Origin of the sequence: Burkholderia sp. NRF60-BP8 (genome assembly GCF_001522585.2) — a bacterium.
Lineage (GTDB): Bacteria > Pseudomonadota > Gammaproteobacteria > Burkholderiales > Burkholderiaceae > Burkholderia.
Genome location: NZ_CP013373.1, coordinates 1,196,834 through 1,221,170, shown reverse-complemented (window position 1 = coordinate 1,221,170; position 24,337 = coordinate 1,196,834). Strand labels below are relative to the sequence as shown.

23 protein-coding genes are annotated in these 24,337 nt (G+C 67.3%); 6 read left to right on the top strand and 17 right to left on the bottom strand.

Annotated elements, in window-relative coordinates:
- Window positions 1–28: 28 nt before the first annotated feature.
- A complete protein-coding gene (locus tag WS54_RS19075; RefSeq protein WP_034206834.1) occupies window positions 29–658 on the top strand; it encodes an SDR family oxidoreductase in 630 nt (209 codons plus the stop codon).
- A gap of 85 nt (window positions 659–743) precedes the next feature.
- Here WS54_RS19075 and WS54_RS19070 read toward each other — a convergent pair whose 3' ends face one another.
- Window positions 744–1,292, bottom strand: coding sequence for a peroxiredoxin (locus WS54_RS19070; protein ID WP_059782531.1), 549 nt, complete (start codon window positions 1,290–1,292; stop codon window positions 744–746).
- Window positions 1,293–1,570: 278 nt separating this feature from the next.
- Here WS54_RS19070 and cdpA point away from each other — a divergent pair, with 278 nt between their 5' ends.
- Complete coding sequence (gene cdpA / locus WS54_RS19065) at window positions 1,571–3,313, top strand: cyclic di-GMP phosphodiesterase CdpA (RefSeq protein ID WP_196251231.1); 1,743 nt, start codon at window positions 1,571–1,573, stop codon at window positions 3,311–3,313.
- Between the two features lie 27 nt (window positions 3,314–3,340).
- Complete coding sequence (locus WS54_RS19060; RefSeq protein WP_059782528.1) at window positions 3,341–4,867, top strand: HDOD domain-containing protein; 1,527 nt, start codon at window positions 3,341–3,343, stop codon at window positions 4,865–4,867.
- 90 nt (window positions 4,868–4,957) lie between these two features.
- Here WS54_RS19060 and WS54_RS19055 read toward each other — a convergent pair whose 3' ends face one another.
- From WS54_RS19055 to WS54_RS18990, 11 genes are all read right to left on the bottom strand, one after another.
- A complete protein-coding gene (locus WS54_RS19055; protein WP_006490898.1) occupies window positions 4,958–5,752 on the bottom strand; it encodes an ABC transporter substrate-binding protein in 795 nt (264 codons plus the stop codon).
- Window positions 5,753–6,105: 353 nt separating this feature from the next.
- Window positions 6,106–7,149, bottom strand: coding sequence for a succinylglutamate desuccinylase (gene astE, locus WS54_RS19045; protein WP_059782525.1), 1,044 nt, complete (start codon window positions 7,147–7,149; stop codon window positions 6,106–6,108).
- Between the two features lie 7 nt (window positions 7,150–7,156).
- On the bottom strand, window positions 7,157–8,497 hold the full coding sequence (astB, locus tag WS54_RS19040) for an N-succinylarginine dihydrolase (protein WP_034206829.1): 1,341 nt from the start codon (window positions 8,495–8,497) through the stop codon (window positions 7,157–7,159).
- 14 nt (window positions 8,498–8,511) lie between these two features.
- Window positions 8,512–9,975, bottom strand: coding sequence for a succinylglutamate-semialdehyde dehydrogenase (gene astD, locus WS54_RS19035; protein ID WP_059782523.1), 1,464 nt, complete (start codon window positions 9,973–9,975; stop codon window positions 8,512–8,514).
- A 7-nt stretch (window positions 9,976–9,982) separates the two neighbouring features.
- Complete coding sequence (gene astA / locus WS54_RS19030) at window positions 9,983–11,014, bottom strand: arginine N-succinyltransferase (RefSeq protein ID WP_034206827.1); 1,032 nt, start codon at window positions 11,012–11,014, stop codon at window positions 9,983–9,985.
- Window positions 11,011–12,063, bottom strand: coding sequence for an arginine/ornithine succinyltransferase subunit alpha (gene aruF / locus WS54_RS19025; RefSeq protein WP_034206826.1), 1,053 nt, complete (start codon window positions 12,061–12,063; stop codon window positions 11,011–11,013). The genes astA and aruF overlap by 4 nt, the downstream gene beginning before the upstream one ends.
- A 30-nt stretch (window positions 12,064–12,093) precedes the next feature.
- On the bottom strand, window positions 12,094–13,326 hold the full coding sequence (locus WS54_RS19020) for an aspartate aminotransferase family protein (RefSeq protein WP_059782521.1): 1,233 nt from the start codon (window positions 13,324–13,326) through the stop codon (window positions 12,094–12,096).
- Between the two features lie 1,004 nt (window positions 13,327–14,330).
- On the bottom strand, window positions 14,331–15,371 hold the full coding sequence (locus tag WS54_RS19005) for a GlxA family transcriptional regulator (RefSeq protein WP_059782519.1): 1,041 nt from the start codon (window positions 15,369–15,371) through the stop codon (window positions 14,331–14,333).
- Window positions 15,372–15,393: 22 nt separating this feature from the next.
- Window positions 15,394–16,194, bottom strand: coding sequence for an ABC transporter ATP-binding protein (locus tag WS54_RS19000; RefSeq protein WP_034206824.1), 801 nt, complete (start codon window positions 16,192–16,194; stop codon window positions 15,394–15,396).
- A 20-nt stretch (window positions 16,195–16,214) separates the two neighbouring features.
- Window positions 16,215–16,928, bottom strand: a complete 714-nt coding sequence (locus WS54_RS18995) for an ABC transporter permease (RefSeq protein WP_034206823.1) — start codon at window positions 16,926–16,928, stop codon at window positions 16,215–16,217.
- A complete protein-coding gene (locus WS54_RS18990; protein WP_006488734.1) occupies window positions 16,925–17,614 on the bottom strand; it encodes an ABC transporter permease in 690 nt (229 codons plus the stop codon). The genes WS54_RS18995 and WS54_RS18990 overlap by 4 nt, the downstream gene beginning before the upstream one ends.
- A gap of 82 nt (window positions 17,615–17,696) precedes the next feature.
- Here WS54_RS18990 and WS54_RS34285 point away from each other — a divergent pair, with 82 nt between their 5' ends.
- The 3 genes from WS54_RS34285 to WS54_RS18980 are packed head-to-tail and all read left to right on the top strand — an operon-like array spanning window position 17,697 to window position 18,588.
- Entirely contained in the window at window positions 17,697–18,143 is a 447-nt protein-coding gene (locus tag WS54_RS34285) for a hypothetical protein (protein WP_236872805.1), read from the top strand.
- Window positions 18,144–18,308 (top strand): BrnT family toxin, encoded by a 165-nt coding sequence (locus WS54_RS34280; protein ID WP_257792066.1) that lies wholly within the window; start codon window positions 18,144–18,146, stop codon window positions 18,306–18,308.
- A complete protein-coding gene (locus WS54_RS18980; RefSeq protein WP_059782517.1) occupies window positions 18,292–18,588 on the top strand; it encodes a BrnA antitoxin family protein in 297 nt (98 codons plus the stop codon). The genes WS54_RS34280 and WS54_RS18980 overlap by 17 nt, the downstream gene beginning before the upstream one ends.
- 3 nt (window positions 18,589–18,591) lie before the next feature.
- Here WS54_RS18980 and WS54_RS18975 read toward each other — a convergent pair whose 3' ends face one another.
- The 5 genes from WS54_RS18975 to hpnI form a co-directional block, all read right to left on the bottom strand.
- Window positions 18,592–19,146, bottom strand: coding sequence for a lipoprotein (locus WS54_RS18975; RefSeq protein ID WP_034206821.1), 555 nt, complete (start codon window positions 19,144–19,146; stop codon window positions 18,592–18,594).
- Between the two features lie 88 nt (window positions 19,147–19,234).
- A complete protein-coding gene (locus WS54_RS18970; protein ID WP_059782515.1) occupies window positions 19,235–20,284 on the bottom strand; it encodes a lysylphosphatidylglycerol synthase domain-containing protein in 1,050 nt (349 codons plus the stop codon).
- Window positions 20,281–21,165 carry a hopanoid biosynthesis-associated protein HpnK gene (hpnK, locus tag WS54_RS18965; RefSeq protein ID WP_059782514.1) on the bottom strand — a complete coding sequence of 295 codons (885 nt, stop codon included), beginning with the start codon at window positions 21,163–21,165 and terminating at the stop codon, window positions 20,281–20,283. Before hpnK ends, WS54_RS18970 begins: the two co-directional genes overlap by 4 nt.
- A gap of 3 nt (window positions 21,166–21,168) precedes the next feature.
- Window positions 21,169–22,611, bottom strand: coding sequence for a hopanoid biosynthesis associated radical SAM protein HpnJ (gene hpnJ, locus WS54_RS18960; protein ID WP_306453921.1), 1,443 nt, complete (start codon window positions 22,609–22,611; stop codon window positions 21,169–21,171).
- Window positions 22,612–22,743: 132 nt separating this feature from the next.
- Complete coding sequence (gene hpnI / locus WS54_RS18955; RefSeq protein WP_034206817.1) at window positions 22,744–23,919, bottom strand: bacteriohopanetetrol glucosamine biosynthesis glycosyltransferase HpnI; 1,176 nt, start codon at window positions 23,917–23,919, stop codon at window positions 22,744–22,746.
- Window positions 23,920–24,337 lie beyond the last annotated feature (418 nt).

Sequence of the window (24,337 nt, the reverse complement as noted above, 5' to 3'; positions counted from 1 at the left end):
GATGACGCATCGAGCAAGGAGCGGTTTCATGACGACGAAGGTACTGCTGATTGGCGCGACCGGACGGACGGGCCGGGCCTGCGCGGATCTGCTGCTCGAGCAGCCGGAGTTCGAGCTCACGGCGCTCGTGCGCCGGCACGGCTATGCGCTGCCCGGCGCGCGGGTCGTCGAGGCCGATCTGACGAACGATTTCTCGCACGCGTTCCAGGGCATCACGCACGTGATCTACGCGGCAGGCTCGGCCGAATCGGAGGGCGCGACCGAAGAGGAACAGGTCGACCGCGACGCGGTCGCCCGCGCGGCCGAGTACGCACTCGCCTACAACGCGCAGAAGCTCGTGGTGGTCAGCTCGCTGTCCGCATACCGGCCCGAACAGGGGCCGGACGCGCTGCACCACTATTCGCAGATGAAGCGCGAAGGCGACGATCGCGTGATCGCGTCGGGCGTCGACTACGTGATCCTGCGCCCGGGCCCGCTTACGGACGACCCGGGCGTCGGCAAGATCGCGCTGACCGACACGTGGCTCGAGCCCGCGCCGCCCGTCTCGCGCCAGGACGTGGCATGGGCCGCGATCGAGGCGATCAAGCTCGGCATCTCGCGCAAGGTCGTCGGCTTCGTCGGCGGCAGCGTGCCGATCGAACAGGCGTTGCGCGCGTAACGGCCCGTTGCGCGCCGCCGGCAGGCGGCGCATGCCCATGCCCGCGGCCCGCACGACGGGCCGTTTTCACGCGCGGGGCAGCCGCTTACTGCTTCGGATGCGCGTCGGCCCACGCCTTCACCGCGGCGAGCGTGTTCTCGACGTGCTTGTCGGGCGACAGGCTCGTGTATTCGTAGAGAATCCTCCCTTCCGGCGAAATCACGTAGGACACGCGGTTCGCGCGGTCGAGCGCCGGCAGCTTCGCGTCGTATTCGCGGATGATCTTCGCATCGGGGTCGGCCGCCACCGGGAACTTGCTCCGGCACTCGCTCACCGAGAACTTCGTCAGCGTGTCGATGTTGTCGGCCGACACGCCGATCACCGTCGCGCCGTAAGCCTTGTAACGGTCGACCGCGTCCGCGAACGCATGCGCCTCGATCGTGCAGCCTTTCGTGAACGCCGCCGGATAGAAATACAGCACGACCGGCCCCTGTTTCAGGGCGTCCGCGAGCGAGTACGTGTAAGTCTTGCCGCCCAGCGACGCCTGCGTCGTGAAATCGGGCGCCGCGGCGCCCGGCTTCAGTTCCGCCTGCGCCAGCAGTGCATGGCCGGCCACCAGCGCCGCCATGGCGCCCAGCAACAGTTTTCGCTTCATCTGCGTCCTCGTTTCTTATAAAGTCAGCCCGATGTAGGCCACGAGAGCGTTCGCCTGCCGAACACCCGTGTCGATGATCCGGATCCGCGGCAGCGCCGCCCGCGGCCGGCTCGTTAAAGATTCCGCACAGTCTGCCGTTATTCCTTCCGGACAACCGGTTCCAGCCCTTCACGTCAGCGAGAAACATGGAAGCCAACAGGAAACAGACGTCACGCAAGGGCTCCTGGCGCAGCGCCTTGCATACGCTGCGCCGCTTCGCCCGGTCGGGCGGCGCGCTGATGCCCGCGCGCGCCGTCGCGCCGCGCCGCGACGATTCCGTGCGCAACTGGCTGGAACAGACGGTCGGCACGGTGGATTTCCTCGCCCATGTGGACCGCGAACTGCGCTTTCTGTATGTGTCCGACGCCAGCCTGCGCTTCATCGGCTACCACCGCGACTACCTGCATACGCTGACGCTGCGCGACCTGATCGCCGAACAGGATACCCCGGCGCTCGAAGGCCTGCTCGCCCGTGCCGCACGTTCCGGCCAGGTCGAGAAGGCGACGATGTGCATCGTCAAGTCGCTCACCTACCCGCTGGACGTCGAGGTCCGCGCGTTCAAGAGCCGCCACCACGGCGTCGACGGCTTCGCGATCGCGGCCTTCGACGTGTCGTCGTGGCGCGCGCTCGAGGCACGCCTCACGTACGAAATGCACCACGACCCGATGACGGGGCTCGACAACCTGTCCGCGCTCGTGCCGGCGCTGATGCGCGCGCAGCAGACCGCCGACGAGGACGGCACCTGCGCGGCGCTGCTGCTGCTCGACCTCGACGACTACCAGCGGATCAACCGCGCGCTCGGCTACGACGCGGGCGATATGCTGCTGCGCGAGACCGCGCAGCGGCTGAAGACGCTCGTCACGCCGAACGAACGGCTCGCGCGCGTCGCGAGCGACAAGTTCGCGGTCGTGCTGGGCGCACCGGACCGCACGCAGGCGAGCCAGACCGCCGATGCGCTCGCGCGCCGGCTGCAGGCCGCGGTGCGCGAGCCCTACGTGTATCAGGGGCAAACCGTGCACCTGTCCGCGAGCATCGGCATCGCGCTCTACCCCGACGAACGTGCCGCGCCGCATCGGGCCCAGCACCACAGCCCGCTGCTGCGCCGCGCCGACCACGCGCTCGCGCAGGCGAAGGCATCGGGCGGCAACGCGCTCGCGTTCCATGCACCCGTCGACGATCCGGCCGACGCCGAACGGCTCAAGCTCGAGGCCGACCTGTACGACGGCGTGCGCAACGGCGAGTTTTCGCTGCATTTCCAGCCGATCACGCGCAGCCAGTCGGGCGCGGTGGTCGGCGTCGAGGCGCTGATCCGCTGGCGCCATCCGGTGCACGGCCTCGTGCCGCCAGCCACCTTCATCCCGCTCGCCGAATCGATCGGGCTGATCAACTACCTCGGCAACTGGGTGCTCAAGGCCGCGTGCATGCAGCTCGTCGCGTGGGACGGCCAGGGGCTCGCGCTGCAATACGTGGCGGTCAACGTGTCGCCGCAGCAGTTCCGCGACCCGCGCTTCACGCAAAGCGTGCGCGAGGCGATCGCGCTGACCGGCATCGACCCGCGCCGTATCGTGCTCGAAATCACCGAAAGCCTGCTGATGCACGATCCCGCGCACGCGAAAATGCTGCTCGAGGAACTGACCGGCCTCGGCATCCGCTTCGCGATCGACGATTTCGGAACCGGCTATTCGAGCCTCGCCTATCTGCAGCGCTTCCCGCTCGCGAAGCTGAAGATCGACCGCAGTTTCGTCGAGAACCTGCTGACGTCGCGCAACGACCGCGCGATCGTGTCGGCAGTGGTCGGCCTCGCGCAAACACTGGATCTCGAGCTCGTCGCCGAAGGCGTCGAGACCGAGGCGCAGCGCGAGCTGCTGACGGAGATGGGCTGCAATCACATCCAGGGCTGGCTCGTCTGCCAGGCGCTGCCGTCCGAGGAGCTCGCGCGGCGCTTCGAGGCGCAGCAGCTGCACCTGCACGCCGCCGCCTGACGCGCGCGGCGAACCGAACAGATCCGTATGTCAATCACCGAACACCTGCCCCGCACCGCGCTGCTCGACAAGCTGTGGGCCCGGATGAACGAACGGGGCGATTTCCCGCTGCTGTCGGAATCGCTGCGCGCGACGATGGCCGCGATGAAGAACGACGACCTCGACTTCACCGCGCTCGTGCGCGTCGTGCTGTCGGACTTCGCGCTCACGCAGAAAGTGCTGCGCCTCGCGAACTCCGCGATGTACATGGCGTTCGGCGGCAACATCACCACCGTGACCCGCGCGCTGATGGTGCTCGGCATGGACGCCGTCGGCCATCTCGTCGTCGGACTCAAGCTCGTCGACCATTTCCATCAGAGCACGCCGCGTCGCATCGACGCGAAGCTGGAGCTGAACCGCGCGCTGCTGTCCGGCTGCGTCGCGCGCAAGCTCACCGAACGCGTCGAACTGCGCGCGGGCGAGGAGGCCGTCGTCTGCACGCTGATGCGCCAGGTCGGCAAGCTGCTGGTGGTCTGCTATCTCGACAGCGAATGGGACCGCATCCGCCGCCGCGCGTCCGAGCTGAACGGCGACGAATCGGCCGCCTGCGCCGAGGTGCTCGGCGTCGGCTTCGACGAGATCGGCCTCGAGGCGGCCGCGCGCTGGCGATTGCCCGACGTGATCCGTGCGGGGATGGCCAACGACGACGGCCACGCGACCTGTGCCGACGCGTTCGACGATGACGGCGTCGGCTGCTGCCCGGCGGTCGCCGCCGACGACGGCCCGGCCGATCGCGGCCCGGCCGATCGCATCCGCTGGCTGCGCGCGGTGAGCCGCTGCTCGACCGACGTCGCCGGTGCGCTCGCGCTGCCGGCCGGCCCGCAGCGCGACGCGCGCGTCGCGGCGCTCGCGCTGCACTGCAGCCCGACACTCGGCATGGAACCCGCGGCGCTCGTCGAGATCGCCGAGCGCCTCGCGCGCGAGGAAGCGAGCGACACCGTGATGCGCGAGATCGTCGAGCTGCGCGCGAACGCCGATGCGATCGCGCGCGCGCAGGCCGAGCCCGAGGCATGCCTCGAAGCCGGCCTCGCGGACCTGCGCGCGCTGCCGTCCGAGCACGTGCTGACGCCGGTGCTCGCGCTCGCGTCGGAAAGCCTGCTGGCCGGCCTCGCCTTCACGCGCACCGTGATGTTCGTGCGTCACGACGACGGCACGTTCGCCGCGCGTCTGGGTTTCGGCCCCGGCGTCGATACGGCGCTCGACCGGCTGCGCTTCGACGAGCGCTTCGAGCCGGACGTGTTTCATCTCGCGATCTCGAACTCGGTCGGGATCTTCATCGAGCAGGCGCAGGAGCCGAAGATGATGAAGCGCCTGCCCGCGTGGTATCTCGACGCGTTCGACGACACGCGCGCGTTCGTGCTGCTGCCCGTGCGCGTCGGCGCAACGAGCGTCGCGCTGCTGTACGGCGACTGGGCCGGCGTGCAGCCCGCGCGCAAGATCTCGCAGCAGGAGATGGCCGTGCTCAACGAACTCGCGCGCGAGCTCGGGCGGTTCTTTCCCGCGCCGCCCGGCTGACGCTCCGCCCCACCGCCGCTTGCGCTCCACCAAAGCAAACCGGCCGCATCGGCGGCCGGTTTTTTACCATCGTGCGATCGAACGAAACGCTTACTTGAGCGTGACGGGCACGCTGAAGTACTTCTTCGCGAGGTTGTCGATCGTGCCGTCGGCCTTCAGTTCCTTCAGCGCCTGATCGAGCGCGGTCTTCAGCGCCGCGTCGTTCTTGCGCAGGCCGAAGCCGACGCCCGAGCCGAGGATTTCGGTGTCGCTGACCGTGCCGCCCGCGAACGCGAAGCCCTGGCCTTGCGGCTTCGTCAGGAAGCCCTTCGAGCCGGCTTCCGAATCCTGGAAGGTTGCGTCGAGACGGCCCGACTTCAGATCGGCGTACGCCAGATCCTGCGTCTGGTACGGCACGACTTCGACGCCGGCCGGCGCCCACTTCTTCTTCGCGTACGCTTCCTGGATCGTGCCCTGCAGCACGCCGACGCGCTTGCCCTTCAGCGATTGCGGTGTCGGCAGCAGGCCGCTGCCCTGCTTCGCGATCAGCTGATTCGGAATCGTGTAGATCGGGTCGGTGAACGCGATCGCGTGCTTGCGCTGGTCGGTGATCGTCATGTCCGAGTTGATCGCGTCGAACTTGCGCGCCTGCAGCGCCGGGATCAGGCCGTCGAAGTCGTTCTCGACCCACACGCACTTCGTCTTCAGCTTCGCGCACACCGCGTTGCCGATATCGATGTCGAAGCCGGTCAGCTTGCCGTCGGGCGTCTTGTATTCGAACGGTGCGTACGAGGCCTCGACGCCGAACCGGATCTCCTTCAGATCCGCGGCAAACGCGCTGCCTGCCGCCACGGCCGATGCCGCCACCACCGCATGCGCGGCCACTTTACGCCAATCCAACTTCATCAGGTGTTCTCCTCGATACTCGAATGTTCCGGAACGACGGGCGCATGCATCATCGCAGGGTCGGATGACCCCGGCAATGCCGACGCCGCGCCGTGATGCGACGCAACAGTCGCAAGGCCGCGATTGTACCAATCCGTGCGGCCCGATATGGCAAAGCGGCCGGCGATACGCGATGCTGCGCTGCGTGCCGGGCGGCCGCCACGCGACCTGTCGAACTTGCAAGACGGTGTCGCAAATACGCAAGCGCGGCGCCCACGCCGTGGGCACGACGTGCGGGCGTCATCGCAAAAATGAATGGATCGCGAACGATGCGCGGGCCGCGAGGCGCAGCAGCCCGCCCGATCGCGCATCGATCAGACGAGTGCGGCCAGCGTGTCGTGCGTCGTATCGACGACCAGCAGGCCCGCGCGCAACCCCGGCTTCACGGTCGGGTTCGGGAACACGATGCGCTCCTCGTCGTGCTGCACCGTGTAGCGATAGTCGCCGTCCTGCGCGAGCACGGTGCCGCGCGGGAACGCGGTGAAGTTCGCGACGTCGGCCGCGACGAACAGCTCGAGCGCGTCGCTCTGCTTCGTGATCTGATCGATCACCGTGAAGACGCGCGGCAGCGACGGATGGCCGCCCGCGGCATCGACGTCCGTCGCCCCCGCCGACACGAGCTTGCGCACCGCGCGGTCGGCCGGCGCGAAGCGCGTCAGGTCGTTCTGGCCGAACGGCCGCACCTTGCCGAGTTCCAGCGTGCACGCGAGCGCGCCGCAATGCTCGGCCGTGAAATGCGAATACGTGTTGCCTTTCGCCGTATGCAGCAGCACGGCCGCGATGCGGGCGTCGCCGAGCCATTCGACCATCGCGCGCGTGGGCGGCGTGCCCGTGTACGGCAGCAGCGCGAATTGCTCGAACACCGATGCGCGAATCGCCGTGTGCATGTCGATGTGCCAGCGTGCGCCGGCCGCCGGCGCCGCCGCGAAGAATGCGGAAGCCGCCGCTTCGAGTTGCGCGGCGCGCGGCGCTTCGCGGCTCGCGGGCGCCTGCGCGTGACGACCGCCGAACAGCCGGTTCAGGTCGTCGTCGAAATAGCGTTGGCCCGCGCGCATCGCCGGCACGTTGCCGAGCACGACGAGCAGCCGGCACGCGAGCGGCAGCGCGCCCGACGCCAGATCGCGCACCAGCAGCGACAGCAGTTCGATCGGCGCGGTCTCGTCGCCGTGCACGCCGGCCGACACGAGCACGCTCGCGCGCGCCGCGGCGCCGGCCGCGGCCGGTTCGAACGCGAGCAGCCCGTCGCCGAGCCATTGCCAGCGCACCGCGCCGCCCGCGCAGACGCCGCCCTGGTCGGCCGGCGCCTCGCCGGCCAGCGTGAACGCGAGAAAATCGTCGAGCAGCGCGACGGCCGGCATCCGTGCCTCAGCGCTGGAAGTCATACAGCGACCCGACGCGCAAGATCTGCGTGAGCTCGTCGAGCGCCGTGCGCGACTCGGCGAGCAGCGCCGGATCCGCGAGGTCTTCCGGTGCGAGGCGATCGCGATAGTGCTTGTCGATCCACGCGTCGAGCGACGCGAACAGCGTATCGTTGATCCACACGTTCGACGTGACGGCCGCGCGCTCCGCTTCGGTCAGCACGACGCGCAGGCGCAGGCACGCGGGGCCGCCGCCGTTCTTCATGCTTTCGCGCAGGTCGAACACGAGCACGTCGCGAATCGGGCCGTTGCCGGCCGCGAGCTGGTCGAGATAGGCGGCGACCCTCGCGTTCTCGCGGCATTCCTGCGGCACGACGAGCACCTGCGACCCATCCGCGCGCGACAGCAGCTGGCTGTTGAACAGGTACGACGTCACCGCGTCGTTCACGCTCACGGCCGCGTCCGGCACCTCGATCACGTTCAGGCGCGCACCGCGCGCGTCGAGCGCGGCGGTCAACGTGTCGTAGATCGCCTGCTTGTTGACGAACGCGCGCTCGTGCGTGAACAGCGTATCGCGGTTGCCGACCGAGATCACGTCGTTGTGGAACACGCCCGCATCGATCACGTCCGGATCCTGCTGCGCGTAGACCGTCGCTTCCTCGGCGAGCCCGTGACGATGCGCGACCGCGCGGCTCGCCTCGAAGGTCTGGCGTGCCGGGAAGCGCTTCGGCTCCGGGCCGCGGCGGTATTCGGCGCGGCCGTACACGAAGAACTCGATGCCGGGCTTGCCGTATTCGGCGCAAAAGCGCGTGTGGTTCGCCGCGCCTTCGTCGCCGAGCGCCGGCGTGCCCGTCAGCGCTTCATGCACCGCGAAGTGCGCGGGGTCCGCGAACAGCGTCGACAGCGTGCGGCGCGTCGCTTCGTGTTCGATCGCTCGATGCAGCTTGCTGCACAGGTTCGCCGGCGTGAAGTGCACGCGGCCGTCGCTCGTATCCGCCGACGGGCTGACGGTGGCCGCGTTCGCGGTCCACATCGCCGACGCCGAACTCGCCGCGGCGAGCAGCTCGGGCGCCTGTTTCGCGGCCTTCGCGATCACGTCGGCGTCCTTGCCCGAGAAGCCGAGCTCGCGCAGCAAGCGCAGCGACGGCCGCTCCTGCGGCGGCAGCACGCCTTGCGCGAAGCCGAGATCCGCGAGCTGCTTCATCTTGCGCAGCCCTTGCTTCGCGGCGGCCTTCGGGTTCGCGGCCGACTTCTCGTTGTTCAGCGACGCCACGTTGCCGAACGACAGCCCGGCATAGTTGTGGGTCGGGCCGACGAGCCCGTCGAAATTGGCTTCTTGTGCGTTCATCGTCGTTCCCTCGATCAGAAATGCAGGCCCGGCGACAGGCTCGCGGGCAAAGTCAGTTGCGTGCTTTCCACCGACGCCATCGGATACGCGCAGTAATCGGCCGCGTAGTACGCGCTCGGGCGATGGTTGCCCGAGCGGCCCGTGCCGCCGAACGGCGCGGCGGACGACGCGCCGTTGGTCGGCCGGTTCCAGTTGACGATCCCGGCGCGGATCGTGCGGCGGAAGTGCTCCCACACCTTCGCGTCGTCGGCCAGCAGGCCCGCGGACAGGCCGAACGCCGTGTCGTTCGCGCGCTCGATCGCGTCGTCGAACGTCGCATAGCGGACGATCTGCGCGAGCGGGCCGAAATGTTCTTCGTCGGGCAGGTTCGCGACGCCCGTCACGTCGACGATCGCGGCGTTCACGAAGCCGAGGCGCGGATCGCGCTGCGTCATCGCGACGATCGGCTTCGCGCCCTGCTCGACCAGGCGCGCCTGCGCGTCGACCAGCTTCGCGGCCGCGCGTGCCGAGATCACCGCGCCCATGAACGGCTGCGGATCGGCGTCGAACACGTCGGCGGTGATCTTCGACGTGACGTCGGCGAAGCGCGCGAGGAAGCGGTCGCCGAACGCGCCCTGCGGCACGAAGATGCGGCGCGCGCACGTGCAGCGCTGGCCGGCCGACAGGAACGCCGACTGGATCGTATGATGCACGGCCGCGTCAATGTCCTCGACTTCGCCGATCACGAGCGGGTTGTTGCCGCCCATCTCGAGCGCGAGCACGATTTCCGGACGGCCGCCGAACTGCTTGTGCAGCAGCGTGCCGGTATCCGAGCTGCCGGTGAAGAACAGCCCGTCGATCTGCCGATGGTTCGCGAGCGCGATGCCGGTATCCTTCTCGCCCTGCACGAGGTTCAGCACGCCGGCCGGCAGCCCGGCTTCCTTCCATACCTCGACCGTTGCGCGCGCAACGCCCGGTGCGAGTTCGGACGGCTTGAACACGACCGTGTTGCCGGCGATCAGCGCCGGCACGATATGACCGTTCGGCAAGTGGCCGGGGAAGTTGTACGGGCCGAACACCGCGACGACGCCGTGCGGCCGGTGACGCAGCACCGCGACGCCGTCGGCCATGTCCTGGCGCTTCTCGCCGGTGCGTTCCTGGTAGGCCTGGATCGAGATGCCGACCTTCGCCGCCATCGACGCGACTTCGGTGCGCGCTTCCCACAGCGGCTTGCCCGTCTCGCGGCCGATCGCGGTCGCGAGCGCTTCCTTGCGTTCGGTGAGCAACGCGGCGAAGCGCTGGACGATCTCGCAGCGCGCTTCGAAGTCGAGCGCCGACCAGCCGGCGAACGCACGGCGCGCGCTCGCGACCGCACGGTCGACGTCCGCCGCCGACGCACTTTCGCCCTGCCACGCGACAGCGTCGGTACCCGGGTTGCGCGAAGCGAAGACGGGGCCCGAGCCTGCGGTCCAGGCGCCGTCGATGAAGAGTTCCGTCATGATTCGTTTATCCCTGTTTGACTTTGAGCGGCAGCACGCGGACCGGGTCGCCGGCCTTCACGTCGAGCGCGGCGGCATCGTCGGCCGACAGCACGAACGAGCCGTTCGCGACCACGCCCGGCGCGACGCCGACGCGGAAATCGTTGAGCGACGTGTTCGACACGAGCGACTTCGGCGCGTCGTCACGTGCATCGGGCACGCCGATCGCGACCGGTACGACGACGCTCTCGCGCACCGTGCGCAGGTCGTTGACGTGGCATTCGAGCACGGGGCCCGCATCGAAGATGTCGACGTGATTCTGGTAACGCAGCCCTTCCGCTTCGAGCATCTTGCGGGCCGGCAGCGTGTCGCGATGCGTGAGGCCGACCGCGTCCTGCGCGTCCTGCGGCAGCAGGTCGACGTACACCGGGTAGCGCGGCATCAGTTCCGCGAGGAACGACTTGCGGCCGTGCGAGCTGAGGTAATCGGCCGCGTTGAAATCGATCTGGTAGAAGTGCGAACCGACCGCGCGCCAGAACGGCGACGTGCCGTCCTCGTCGAAGTGGCCGCGCAGTTCCGCGCAGATGCGCTCCGGAAAGCGGTCGCGGAATTGCGCGATGAACATGAAGCGCGAACGCGACAGCAGGCCGCCGACGCCGCCCGTGCGATAGCGCGGGCTCAGGAACAGCGAGCACACTTCCGCGTAGCCCGTCAGGTCGTGCGAGATGTTCAGCGCGGACATCCGCGTCCACACGCCGAGCTCCTGGCTCGCGTGCACGACCGTGCTCACGCGGTAGTTGTAGAACGGCTGCTCGAGGCCGACCTGTGTTTCGATCCCGCACACGCCTGCGATGTCGCCCGTCTTCGAGTCTTCCATCACGAAGAAGTAGCCGGCCTCGCCCGGTGCGGCCCGGCCTTCGAGCGTGCGGCGCGAGCGCTCGATGCGCGCGGCGAGCGCGTCGCGGTCGGGCTTGAACGTGGTCAGGCCCGGCCCGGTTTCCTGCGCGAGCGACACGAGCGCGTCGACGTCGCCCGTTTGTACGACCCGAACGACGATCATGCTGCGTCTCCCGTCAAATCTTCATCGCTGCGGCGATGCAGCGGCACGCAGCGCACCACATCGCCTTCCTTCACATCGAGCGCCGCGCGCACGTCGCCGGCCAGCGGCGCATCGTGCGCGTCGCCCGGCAGGTCGGCCAGCACGCAGCGGAACGATTCGCCGCTGCCCGTCGACACCATGTACGCGACGTCGCCCTGCTGATGCGCGGCCTCGCGCACGACGCGCTCCGAGCCATGCTTCACGCACGCGGTGCGGTCGACCTGCGCGGTCAACACCGGGCCGGCGTCGAAGATGTCGACGAAGCGGTCGGGCTCGAAGCCTTCCTCGAGATGGATGTCGTACGCGAGCAACGCCGTTTCGTTCGGCTCGCCGAGCACGCGCTGCGCGGCTTCCGGCAGCAGCGGCACGTAGAGCGGATAGGCCGGCATCACTTCCGCGATGAACGTGCGGCTGCGGCCGCCCGATGCGATGTCGACGTCGGTGAAATCGCGGCCGAAGAACTTGCGGCCCACCGCTTCCCAGAACGGCGATGCGCCGGTGCCGTCGCTCACGCCGAGCAGCAGCGTGAAGACTTCCGGCGTGAAGCGGCGCCGGTTCGCGGCGATGTACATCATCCGGGCGCGCGAGATCAGGTGCGCGGCCGCGTCGCCGCGCAGCGACGGATCGACGTAAAAGCCCGCGAGCCGGCTCTTGCCGGTCAGCTCGTGCGACATCGTGAGCGCGTGGATCTTGCGGTTCACGTGCAGCTCGCGCGACGCGTGGATCAGTGCGTCGTTGCGGAACGCGTAGAACGGTTCCGAGTAGCCGGCCGCGGCCACGATGCTCGCCGTGCCGAGCAGCTTGCCCGTCGACGAATCCTCGAGCACGAACAGATAGAACTCCTCGCCGGCGAAGTCGACGTCCGCGCGAAACGAATCCTCGGAGAGCGCCACGCGCGCTTCGAGCGCCGCGCGGTCGTGCGGCAGCGAGTGCAGGACCGGCTGCGCGGTGCGCGCCATGTGCGCGAGCGCATCGAGATCCGTGAGTTTGCCGGGGCGAACAAATAGCATCGTCGTTCCTGTCTGCGATGGGCGCGCCGCTCAGCGCGCGGTGGCTTCCTGTGCGGCGAGCACGTGTTCGACCGCCTTCTCGAAGCGCTTGGTGCCTTCGTCGAGCAGGTCGAACGGGATCACCAGCGACGGCACGAAGCGCAGCACGTTCGGGCCGGCGATCAGCATGATCAGGCCGTTCTCGGCGGCGGCGGTGACGAAGTCCTTCGCGCGGCCGTCGAATGCGGCGGTGAGTTCCGCGCCGACCAGCAGGCCCTTGCCGCGGACGTCCTTGAAGATGCCGAAACGCGCGTTGATGCGTTCGAGCGCGCCCTTCAGGCGCACGCTGCGTTCGCGCACGCCTTCGAGCAGGGCCGGATCGCCGATCAGTTCGACGACCTTGTCCGCGATCGCCGACGCGAGCGGGTTGCCGCCGTACGTCGTGCCGTGCACGCCGACCTTGAAGTGCGCGGCCAGCTCGTTCGTCGTCAGCATCGCGCCGATCGGGAAGCCGTTGCCGAGCGCTTTCGCGGTCGTGAGGATGTCCGGCGTGACGCCCGTGTCCATGTAAGCGTAGAACTGGCCCGTGCGGCCCACGCCCGTTTGCACTTCGTCGAAGATCAGCAGTGCGTCGTTGGCGTCGCATGCTTCGCGCAGCGCCTTCAGGAACGCCGGATCGGCCGGGATCACGCCGCCCTCGCCCTGCACCGGCTCGACGATCACGGCGCAGGTTTGCGGGCCGATCGCGGCCTTCGCGGCTTCGATGTCGTTGTACGGCAGGTGCTTGATGCCGGCCGGGACCGGGCCGAAGCCTTCCGAGTACTTCGGCTGGCCGCCGACGCTGACGGTGAAGAACGTGCGGCCGTGGAACGACTGCACGAACGAGATGATTTCGAATTTGTCGGCGCCGTGGCGATCGAACGCGACGCGGCGCGCGAGCTTCAGTGCGGCTTCGTTCGCTTCCGCGCCCGAGTTCGCGAAGAACGCGCGATCGGCGAAGGTCAGCGATTCGAGGCGCTTCGCGAGGCGCAGCACCGGCTCGTTCGTGTAGCCGTTGCCGATGTGCCAGAGCTTGCGGCTTTGTTCGTCGAGCACCTTCAGCAGTTCCGGGTGGCCGTGGCCGAGCGACGTCACCGCGATGCCGCACGCGAAATCGATGTATTCGCGGCCGGCCGTGTCCCACACGCGGGAGCCCTCTGCGCGATCCGGCACGAACGGGGCGGGGGAAAATACCGGCACCATCACTTCGTCGAATGTCTGGCGGGTCACGGTCGAGGTCGTCATGGTCGTTCCTTTCGGTTTCGTAAGAGGGTTCAACAGGTTCAAGTTTAGGTAAGGGTGGCGCAAGCGTCTTGCGGAATTGCGACGGGTTCTATCGGAAGCAGATAGTGCGCGTCATTTTGCCCTCTCGGGCGGGGGGCGTGGCTTGGTTCGTATTTTTCGGAGCTTGTGGGGGTCCGCTCGGGTTGGTCGTGAAGCACCTGCGATCGCGTCGGTCTATTAGCGTCGCCCCTGCGCGGGGCGGCGGTCACTTTTCTTTGTCTTGCCAAAGAAAAGTAACCAAAAGAAAGGCGCCCGACATCGCATGACCTCCCGGTGCCATGGCCATCAGAGTGGCCACCATCTAAGTGTCCGCGCCAGTCAGGACAACGGAGTGGTTCGAGCAATGGTTCTGACACCACTCACTACCCCACGGAGCGGTATACCATCCGCTAGCTCCATCCTCGCTACGCTCGGCTGCAAGGTACTTCAGGGCATGCCGGTGCGTTCGCGCTCCTCCAGGAACTGTCAGTGCCAGCCCTCTTTCTGCTCTCGGCATTTATATGGGCAGGTCGTTCGACGATCGGCGTTCTCCGATAGGCATGTATGCGCCCCCCTTTCTCGCGAGGCTTTCCTGCGTATCGAAAATACAGTGGGTCCCTGGTGAGGACGGGCAATGCCGGCATGGTGGGGATGGACCTGTCGGCCGAGCGAAGCGAGGACGGAGCTAGCGGATGGTATACCGCTCCGTGGGGTAGTGAGTGGTGTCAGAACCATTGCTCGAACCACTCCGTTGTCCTGACTGGCGCGGACACTTAGATGGTGGCCACTCTGATGGCCATGGCACCGGGAGGTCATGCGATGTCGGGCGCCTTTCTTTTGGTTACTTTTCTTTGGCAAGACAAAGAAAAGTGACCGCCGCCCCGCGCAGGGGCGACGCTAATAGACCGACACGATCACAGGTGCTTCACGCCGCCGCTGGGCGGGCCGCCCCAAATCCGAAAACGCAAAAAAGGCCCAAAAAACCGCTAATCTTTCCCGCGCTCGACGAGCGCCCCACCGCGAGGTTCGCTACCGCCCCCGGTCTGCTTCTCGAGCCAGGCTCGCCGATCTTCCCGCGGCGTGACGCCGAACCTTTCCCGATAGGCATTGGAAAAATGCGCAGCAGAAGAGAACCCACAGGCGAGACTCACCTGCACCACCGACTTGCTGGTCCGCTGCAACTGCGTCCGTGCCTTGAGCAACCGAAGATTGAGGTAATACTTGGAGGGCATCGCCCCGAGATACTGCCGAAAGAGCCGCTCGAGCTGTCGGCGCGACACGCCGACCAACCCGGCGATCTCATCGGTCGTCAACGGATCCTCGACATTGGCCTCCATCAACAGCAACGCGTCGTTCAACCGAGGATGCCGCTCGCCCGGCGCAGTCACGAAAGGAATCCGCTGCCGCTCCTCGCCGCTGCGCAGCGCCCCGACGCCCAGCGCATCGGCAATCCGCTCCGCGAGATCCGCCCCATGTTCCCGGCCGATCATCGCCAGCATGAAGTCGACGGTCGCTTGCCCGCCGGCACAGGTCGCCCGGTCGCGATCGATCTCGAAGATCTGCTGCGTGACGATCGACCGCTCGAACTGTTCGGCGAACTGCTGGTACGTCTCCCAGTTCACGCTCACGCGATACCCGGAAAGCTGCCCCGCCATCGCGAGCCACCACACGCCGTGGTGAATGCCGGTCACGACCGGCGTGCGCTGCCCGACCCGGGCGAGACTCGCGAGAAACAGCCGGTAATCGGCAAACTGCTGAAACCGCTCCGACACGACGATCAACCAGTCGCACGCGATCGCGTCGTTGAACGCCGCATCGGCATGCCATTGCGCGCCGCCGGCGAGCGGCACCGGCCGCCCGTCCCACGAACACACCTGCCAGCGGTACAAAAGCCGCCCGTCGATCTCGTTCGCGAGATTCAGCGCATCGACGATCGGACCCACACCCGACATCGACACGGGCGGCAATGCAACGATCGCCACCTGCGTCGTGCGGGTGGCGCCTGCGGGACGGGACACCGGTACCACGGTTGAAACCTGCCCTGTCGCGTTACTTGAGGCTGCCCGACAGGAACTGCTTGAGCCGCTCGCTCTGCGGGCGCACCAGCACTTCCTTCGGATCGCCCTCTTCCTCGGTCCGCCCCTGATGCAGGAACATCACGTGGTTCGACACGTTGCGTGCGAAGCCCATCTCGTGCGTGACGACGATCATCGTGCGGCCCTCCTCGGCCAGCTTCTGCATCACCTTCAGCACTTCGCCGACCAGTTCCGGATCGAGCGCGGAAGTCGGCTCGTCGAACAGCATCACGTCCGGATGCATCGCCAGCGCACGCGCGATCGCCACGCGCTGCTGCTGGCCGCCGGACAGATGCGACGGATACTGCTTCTCGACGCGCGGCGGCAGGCCGACCTTCTCCAGGTACTCGCGCGCACGCTCCTCGGCTTCCTTCTTCGAAATGCCCAGCACGTGCACCGGCGCTTCCATCACGTTCTCGAGCACGTTCATGTGCGCCCACAAGTTGAAGTGCTGGAACACCATCGCGAGCTTCGTGCGGATGCGCTGCAGTTGCTTGTGATCGGCCACCTCCAGCGCGCCGGTCTTGTCGGCCTTCGTGCGCACGGCCTCGCCGTCGACGACGATCTGCCCCGCATTCGGCCGCTCGAGAAAATTGATGCAGCGCAGGAACGTGCTCTTGCCCGAGCCGCTCGCGCCGATGATGCTGATGACGTCGCCGGCCTTCGCGTCCAACGACACGCCCTTGAGCACCTCGTTGTCGCCGTAGCGCTTGTGAATGTCGACCGCGGCAAGCTTCACGGAAGCGGACGCGCTCGTTTGAGTGATCTCGGCCAACTGGCTCTCCTCGAGTGAATTCAATGACGGGCGGCCGCGAGATACGCGAGCCAGTGGCGCTCCGCGCGGCGAAACGCCGCGACGAGTGCGAACGATACCGCAAGATAGATCAGCGCGGCGATTCCGAACGACTGGAACGCCATGTAGGTCGCGGAATTGGCGTCGCGCGCGACCTTCAGGATGTCCGGCACGGTCGCCGTGAACGCGACGGTCGTCGCGTGCAGCATCAGGATCACCTCGTTGCTGTACAGCGGCAGCGCGCGGCGCAGCGCCGACGGCAGGATCACGCGGCGGTACATCGTGAACGGCGTCATCCCGTACGCGCGCGCCGCCTCGACTTCGCCGTGCGGGATTGCACGGATCGCCCCGGCGAAGATCTCGGTGGTGTATGCGCAGGTGTTCAGCGCGAACGCGAGGATCGCGCAGTTGAAGCCGCTGCGGAAGAACGCGTCGAGCAGCGAGTGCGAACGCACGAACTCGAGGCTGTACATGCCCGTGTACATCAGCAGCAACTGCACGTAGAGCGGCGTGCCGCGGAACACGTACGTGTAGAAGCGCACGGGCATCGACACCCACTTGTTCCTCGACACGCGCGCGACCGCCAGCGGCACCGCGCACACGAAGCCGAGCGAAATCGATGCGACGAGCAGCCACAGCGTCACCGCGAGGCCGGACAGGCGCTGGCCGTCCCAGAAAAGGAACGCCTTGCCGAATTCCTGGAGGATCTCGATCATAGTTCTGCGTGCCGCACGCCCATGGAATAACGCTTCTCGAGCTGGATCAGCACGAGGTTGGAGACGGTCGTGATCGCGAGATAGATCAGCGCCGCGACGAGAATGAAGAAGAACATGTTGAACGTGCTCTTGCCGGCGTCCTGCGCGGCCTTCACGACGTCCGCGAGACCGATGATCGACACCAGCGCGGTCGCCTTCACGAGCACCTGCCAGTTGTTGCCGATGCCCGGCAGCGCAAAGCGCATCATCTGCGGAAACATGATCCGCGCGAACACGCGCGCGCCGCTCATCCCGTAAGCCGCACCGGCTTCGAGCTGGCCGCGCGGGACCGACAGGAACGCGCCTCGAAACGTCTCGGTGAAGTACGCGCCGTAGATGAAGCCGAGCGTCAGCACGCCGGCCACGAACGGATCGATGTCGATCTGGTTCCAGCCGACGAGGTCGGTGAACTGGTTCAGCCAGATCTGGATGCTGTAGAACAGCAGCAGCATCAGCACAAGATCGGGCACCGAGCGGATCAGCGTCGTATAACCGGTCGCGATCGCTCGCAGCACCCGGTTGTGCGACAGCTTCGCCACCGCGCCGATCAGTCCCAATGCCACCGCAGTGGCGAGCGACAGCACCGACAGCTCGATGGTCTGCACGGTGCCGGCCCAGAGGACAGGACCAAAGCCGTAAAGGAACACGCGCGTCTCCAGAATTGAATGAATGCCGACGCGTATGCCTGTCCCGCGCCGGGCTGACGCGGATAGTCGCAAGCGAAATTGATTGCCTCAAATCACCGTGCGCGCGGTTGCTGCATCGCAGCAATTCGTCCCACCATTTGTGCGCACGACTTACGCCGCTGTTTCAAAAGGGAAAAACCCGCTTCCTGACAGTCTCATGACGCGTCGGGAAGCGGGTTTTTTGCAATTTTCCGGTCGCTTTTTCGATATAGCGCCGCACTGGCCATCGGGCCGAATGGGCATGTCCGGACACGCGCCACACAATCGCTCGGTCCTGCCCGCGACGCGAGCGGCGCCGATTCGCTGCCATCCACGGCGGCGCCCGCTTTTTGCATCTACAAAAACCCATTGCCATCTCATGTTTTTGCATCCACAATTAGTCGAAATTCCATTCGTTTTCGACGAGGCCAAGGATCTGTCGAACCGACTGAAACACGGCGTCTCGTTGCGAATGGCCGAATTCGCCGAGTGGGAAGCAGCGCGCACATGAGTGGATACCCGCAGGGACTACGGCGAGACACGCTGGATCTGTCTGGTGCCGATCGGCGCGCGCCTTTATACGGCGATCGTCGTCCCGCGCGGCCGCACGCTGCGTGTCGTCAGTCTGCGAAAAGCCAACAACCGAGAGATGAGTCGATATGAAGAAGGCGGTTAAATTCATCCGCAACACGCCCGAGGAAGAAGCGGCGATCGCGCGCGGCATCGCCGCCGATCCGGACGCCCATGAACTCGGCGACGACGAAATCGATGCGATGGAGCCATTCGTCGAGGTCGTCGCGAAGAAGTTCGGGCGCCCGAAGCTCGAGCACCCGAAGGAACAGGTCAGCATCCGCTACGACGCCGACATCCTCGCCGCGTTTCGGGCGGACGGCCCCGGCTGGCAGACGCGCATGAACGACGCGCTGCGCGACTGGCTGAAGAAGCGCCGCGCGTGAGCGTCACCGCCCTTTCAGGATGTCGGAGCGCGACGTCGTATAGACGAGCCCGTCCGGGCCGAAATGGACGTTGAAGAACGCATCGGTGTTGACGCCGTCCTCGAGCCAGCGCCAGCTCCAGACCGTCTCGGGCTTCAGCGGATATTGCGCGATGTCGCCGGGCTTGCCGAGCAGGCGTCGCACCTCGTCCTCGTTCATCCCCGGGCGCACTTTCGCGAAATTCTCGGCGGTCAGCACCTGCGTCGCGCCCGTGTAGCGCCCGTTCGCATCGAGGTCGACGAACCAGGTCTGGTTGCCCATCGGGCCACGCGGATATTCGAGACGCTTCGAGCCGTCGGTGAACGTGCGCTCGGTCTCGGGCTTGCCCATCGTGCCGCGCACGTCGGCCTCGGTCGACTCGCCGACCTTCAGCCCCTTCAGCAGCAGCGGCGCGGGTTTGATCGCGTTGAAGAAATCCCTGATACGTTGCACGTCGAGATGGCCTTGGTCGTCGCAACCGGTTAGCGCCAGCGCGGCGGCCAGCATCGTCACGGAAAGCAGCCGGAAACGGAAAATCATCGGAAGACATGCGCGTGGAGAAAACACGCGGCAAGGATACCCGCACCGCGCCAAAAGCGCGAGACGGGTCGTGCGGGCCGTCCCTCGTTCAATGCGTCGTTTCGGTTTCGGTCCGGGTTTCGGACGCCCGCTTCGCCGGCGGCGCCGTGCGCGGCACGGCCGGCGGCGCGCCCAGACGGCGGCGCGTGCGCACCAGCTCGGCAAGCTGCCACGAGCCGAGCGCGAGGCAACCGAACAGCACCTCGCGGCCGCGCTTGACCACCGCGAGCGACAGCGCCGTCTCGCGGTCGACGCCGAACATCTGCGCGAGCAGCACGACGGTCGCTTCCTGCACGCCGAGCCCGCCCGGCACCATGAATGCCGCATGCCGCACCGCCTGCGTCATCGCCTCGATCGCGATCGCCCCGCCGATCGACACCGGGTGGCCGAGCAGTGCGAGCGCCCAGTAGATCTCGAGCGCGCCGAGCACGTAGCCGGCCAGTTGCCAGAAGAAGGCGCTGAACAGCAGGCCCGTGCGCGACATCAGCGAATCGATGTCGGCGTCGAGGCGACGGCCGTCGACGCCCTGCAGCAGCCGGTGCGAATCGCCGAGCAGGCGGCCCGCGAAACGCTCGATCGCGTGGAAAATACCGCCGCGCCGCATCAGCACCACGCCGAGCACCGGCAACGGCAGCGTCAGCAACAGCGCAAGGCCGATCGTGCCGCCGCCCATGTTGTCGGTCGTCGCAAGCAGCAGCACGAGGCCGAGCGCCGCGAACGCATACTGCACGACGATCGTCACGAGCACCTCGACGATCACCGACGCGGTCACACGGCTCGCGTCGGGCACTTGCCAGCGCGCGAGCCGGATGCCGACGATCTCGCCGCCGATCCCGACCACGGGCAGCAGCCGGTTCACGGCCTCGCGCACGGTCGCGATCCACCACAGGAACGGCAGCGAGCTGCGCCGGTCGAGCAGCAGATGCCACGCGAACGCGTCGAGCAGCAGCGGCAGCGCGTGGAACGGTACCAGCCACAGCAGCGCGTAGCCGGCGCGCGCGAGCATCTGCGACACGTCGCCGACGCCTTCGTGCAGCCCCAGCGCGAGCAGGATGCCGATGCCGATCGGCCAGCCGAGCCTCTTGATCCACTTGCTCATGACGGCTGGGCTCCCGGTGCGCGCGACGCGTGCGCGCCGCGCCGTGCCGCGGGCTCACCGAACACGGCGGCGAAACCGCCGGTCGCGACGCCCGCCGCTTTCAGCGCGGCCGCGACGCGCGGCGACAGCAGCGCATCCAGTTCGTCAGCCGGACGGTAGCCGGCCATCGTCGGCGTGATCGGGCCGTCGCCGGCTTCGGCCGGATGGCAGTAGATCTCGCCGACGCCCGGCGGCAGCTTCGCGAGCGCGTCGAGCAGCACGGCCTCGTCCATCGCGCCCGTATGCTCGATGCCGACCACGTAGTCGTTGTGCGCGAGCCCGGCCCGCTCGAGCCGCGCGCGCACCAGCGCGATCCACGGCTTGAGCCACGCGGGCGCGCCGGTTTCGTAAGGCAGCCGCACCGCGCGCAGCCCGTAGTCGCGGCCGATCTCGACGATCATCGACAGCACGGTCGGATGCAGGTGGAAATGCTTGTGCGCGTTCACGTGGTCGAGCGGCAGGCCGCTCGCCGCGAACGCATCGAACTGCGCACGGATTTCGCGGCGCAGTTGCGCGCGAACGTGCGGCAGGAAGAAGAAGCGACAGCCGTCCTTCGCCATCGCGTCGCCGAATCGCCCGTCGGGGCCGACGAGTGCGGGAATGTCACGCGCGGGCAGCGTGGCGGGGCCGTCCGCGAGCACCAGATGCAGCCCGACCGCGAGCGACGGCAGCCGCCGCGCGCGTTCGATCGCATCCTGCGCGGCGCTCGCGCCGACCATCAGGCTCGCGGCATTCAGCACGCCGTCGCGATGCGCACGCTCGACCGCCGCGTTGACGCGCGGATGCAGCCCGAAGTCGTCCGCGGTGAAGATCAGCGCCCGCGCCGCCCGCTGCGTCGCCACGAATCAGGCCTCGTGCGCGCGCAGGAAGCGGAAGAACTCGACGCCTTCGCGCAGGCGACGCTTCATCATGTCCCAGCTCGTCAGCATCTCGCGCACGATCTCCCAGATCTTCGACGGACGGAAGTAGAACTCGCGATAGAACTGCTCGAGATGGTGATAGATCTCGTCGCGCGACAGATGCGCATAGCCGATCGCAGCAAGCTGCACGCCTTCCTTGCTCACCAGGTTGATGGTCTTGTTCTCTTCCATCCAGCCGTTTTCCACGGCCTGCTTGTAGAGCGTCGTGCCCGGATACGGCGCGGCGAGCGAGACCTGGATCGTGTGCGGGTTGATTTCCTTCGCGTACTCGATCGTCTTCTTGATGGTCTCCTGCGTCTCGCCCGGCAGGCCGAGGATGAAGGTGCCGTGGATCTTGATGCCGAGCTTCTTGCAGTCCGCGCTGAAGCGGCGCGCGAAATCGGTGCGCACGCCCTTCTTGATGTTCACGAGGATCTGGTCGTCGCCCGATTCGAAGCCGACCAGCAGCAGGCGCAGGCCGTTCTCCTTCATCACCTTCAGCGACTTGTACGGCACGTTCGCCTTCGCGTTGCACGACCAGGTCATGCCGAGCTTGCCCAGACCGATCGCGATGGCTTCCGCGCGCGGCAGGTCGTCGGTGAAGGTGTCGTCGTCGAACATCAGTTCCTTCACTTCCGGCATGTTGTCGCGGATCCACTTCGCTTCCGCGAGCACGTTCTCGACCGAGCGCGTGCGGTAGCGATGGCCGCTGACCGTCTGCGGCCACAGGCAGAACGTGCAGCGCGACTTGCAGCCGCGGCCCGTGTAGATCGACACGTACGGATAGTTCAGATAGCCGATGAAGTAGTTGTCGATCTTCAGGTCGCGCTTGTAGACGGGCGCGACGAACGGCAGTTCGTCCATGTTCTCGAGGATCGGACGCGCTTCGTTGTGCTCGATCGAACCGTCCTTCGCGCGCCAGCTCAAGCCCTTGATCTCGGCGAACGGCTTGCCTTCGGCGAGTTCCTTGCAGGTGTAGTCGAACTCCTCGCGGCACACGAAGTCGATGGCGTCGCTCGCCGTGAGCGAGTTGTGCGGATCGACCATCACTTTCGCGCCGACCATGCCGACCAGCATCGACGGCTTCATCTTCTTGAGATCCTGCGCGAACATCGCGTCGGTCGGGAACGACGGCGTGCTCGTGTGGATGATCACGAGATCGTAGTCGTTGGCGATCTTCAGCGTCTCCTCGACCGACAGGCCGTCGGCCGGCGCGTCGACGACGCGGCTGCCCGGCACGAGCGCGGCCGGCTGCGCGAGCCAGGTCGGATACCAGAAGGAACGGATTTCGCGCTTCGCCTGATAGCGCGAGCCGGCTCCGCCGTCGAAGCCGTCATACGAAGGGGCCTGCAAGAACAGCGTTTTCATGAATGCTCCGGTAGCCTGCATAGTTCGTTTCGTTGCAACGATTCAGTCAAAAATCGCGGGCCGCCATGCGGGCGCCCGCCTCTCCGTCATGTCGCGCCGCGCGGCTTCGCCGTGCGACGCGTCTCGGCCCGCGGGCCGGTTCGATCGACGGCCCTAGCGGCCGTCCACTGCTTCCACGGCGGCCGCCGCGCGTTCGCCGCCGACGACCGTCATCCTCGCGCCGCGCCACACGACGTGCGTGCCGAACACGGCCGCGAGCCACTCGAGCGCGAGCAGCGTATCGCGCACCGCGACGAGCGGCAGGTCGCGCCAGAACGCGCGCCAGCCGTCCTCGCCGCGCGCATGCAGCACGAGCCGCCCGAATGCGCCGACCGCGGCCGCTCCGCCCGCCAGCCAGCCGGCGACGGTGCCGTCGAGGCGCAATGCGAGCGCCGCGCCGATCGCGAGCCACGGCACGGTAAACGTAATGAACAGGAACGCGAAGCCGGCCGGGTTCAGCGAACGAATCGTGCGCAGCCAGCGCGTCTCGCGGTGCCATAGCGGCCCGAACGACGGTTCGATCACGTCGGTCGCGACCTCGACCTCCGACAGCACGGTGCGCCGCCCGAGGCGGCGCGGCAGCTCGGCCAGCCAGAAATCGTCGGCCAGCTCGTCCTTCAGCGCGACGAGACCGCCGATCCGGTCGAGCGTGTCGCGCGTGAGCGCGAGCGTCGCGCCGAAGCCAAAGCGGCTCGAACGGCCGAGATGCGTGATCCGCACCGACGGCGCGAACCAGGCGTCGACGAACTGGGCGCCGATCCGCGTCCAGAAGCCGCCGACGCTGCGCGCATGATACAGGCACGTGACGACCCCGACCGACGCGTCGGCGAGCGGCGCCGTCACGCGCTCCAGATAGTCGGGCTCGACCGCGATGTCGCTGTCCGCGATCACGATGCGGCCGTATTTCGCGCGCTCGGCGAGATTGATCAGGTTGCTGACCTTCAGGTTCTTGCCATGCACGCGCGCGTCGATCACGAGCGTGATGTCGCACTCCGGATGATCGGCGCGCAGCCGCTCGACGATGGCGATCGCCGGATCGGCGGACGATGCGACGCCGAACAGCACCTCATAGCGCGGATGGCGCTGCACGCAGAAAGTCGCGAGGTTTTCGTACAGGTGCGGCTCGGCGCCGCACAGCGGCTTGAGCACGCTGACCGGCTCGAAGCCGTCGCGCACCGCCGTGCGCGGCATGCGCGGCCGCGGCGCGAAGGCCGCGACGAGCGCATAGCCGGCCGCGGCCAGCGTGAACGCGATCAGGAGCCAGTCGAGCAGCGTGACGGTGGGCGTCATGCGCGACGCCTCCCGACGACCTGGGCGCCATGGCAAGCGCGCGAGCGCGATTGAGCGTGATGCGGTTTTCCGACAACGACGAACGCGGGCACGACCCGACTCCTTGTTCCAGCAGCGTCTGTAATGGGGAGGCACGACCCGTTGTTCGGGTTCGGCCATGCCCGGCTTCGCGTGGCGTATCCCCGCGCAGCGCAAGGACGGCATGCGGGAAGACTCGAATGGCTCCATCGGCACAACATGGGCAGGCGCCGGATTTTAGCAGTCCGCGCTGCCCCGCGCTCGGCGCTACGAGAAACGGACTAGTGCAATTCCGGCAAAGCTGAGCGGTCGACGAACCGGATCGGCCCGGCCACGTTCACATTAGCGTAAGCACTTTGCAGGCGTATTGCAGTCTTGAAAATCAAACGTTTCGTGCAAA

Bases quoted from the DNA above. Each gene is read 5' to 3' on its own strand.
- WS54_RS19070 (WP_059782531.1), bottom strand. From the start codon at position 1,292: ATGAAGCGAAAACTGTTGCTGGGCGCCATGGCGGCGCTGGTGGCCGGC.
- cdpA (WP_196251231.1), top strand. From the start codon at position 1,571: ATGCCCGCGCGCGCCGTCGCGCCGCGCCGCGACGATTCCGTGCGCAAC.
- WS54_RS18970 (WP_059782515.1), bottom strand. From the start codon at position 20,284: ATGAGCAAGTGGATCAAGAGGCTCGGCTGGCCGATCGGCATCGGCATC.
- WS54_RS19055 (WP_006490898.1), bottom strand. From the start codon at position 5,752: ATGAAGTTGGATTGGCGTAAAGTGGCCGCGCATGCGGTGGTGGCGGCA.
- WS54_RS18995 (WP_034206823.1), bottom strand. From the start codon at position 16,928: ATGATCGAGATCCTCCAGGAATTCGGCAAGGCGTTCCTTTTCTGGGAC.
- WS54_RS18980 (WP_059782517.1), top strand. From the start codon at position 18,292: ATGAAGAAGGCGGTTAAATTCATCCGCAACACGCCCGAGGAAGAAGCG.
- hpnJ (WP_306453921.1), bottom strand. From the start codon at position 22,611: ATGCAGGCTACCGGAGCATTCATGAAAACGCTGTTCTTGCAGGCCCCT.
- astB (WP_034206829.1), bottom strand. From the start codon at position 8,497: ATGAACGCACAAGAAGCCAATTTCGACGGGCTCGTCGGCCCGACCCAC.
- WS54_RS18975 (WP_034206821.1), bottom strand. From the start codon at position 19,146: ATGATTTTCCGTTTCCGGCTGCTTTCCGTGACGATGCTGGCCGCCGCG.
- WS54_RS19075 (WP_034206834.1), top strand. From the start codon at position 29: ATGACGACGAAGGTACTGCTGATTGGCGCGACCGGACGGACGGGCCGG.
- astD (WP_059782523.1), bottom strand. From the start codon at position 9,975: ATGACGGAACTCTTCATCGACGGCGCCTGGACCGCAGGCTCGGGCCCC.
- astE (WP_059782525.1), bottom strand. From the start codon at position 7,149: ATGCCGGCCGTCGCGCTGCTCGACGATTTTCTCGCGTTCACGCTGGCC.
- astA (WP_034206827.1), bottom strand. From the start codon at position 11,014: ATGATCGTCGTTCGGGTCGTACAAACGGGCGACGTCGACGCGCTCGTG.
- WS54_RS19020 (WP_059782521.1), bottom strand. From the start codon at position 13,326: ATGACGACCTCGACCGTGACCCGCCAGACATTCGACGAAGTGATGGTG.
- aruF (WP_034206826.1), bottom strand. From the start codon at position 12,063: ATGCTATTTGTTCGCCCCGGCAAACTCACGGATCTCGATGCGCTCGCG.
- hpnI (WP_034206817.1), bottom strand. From the start codon at position 23,919: ATGACGCCCACCGTCACGCTGCTCGACTGGCTCCTGATCGCGTTCACG.
- WS54_RS19060 (WP_059782528.1), top strand. From the start codon at position 3,341: ATGTCAATCACCGAACACCTGCCCCGCACCGCGCTGCTCGACAAGCTG.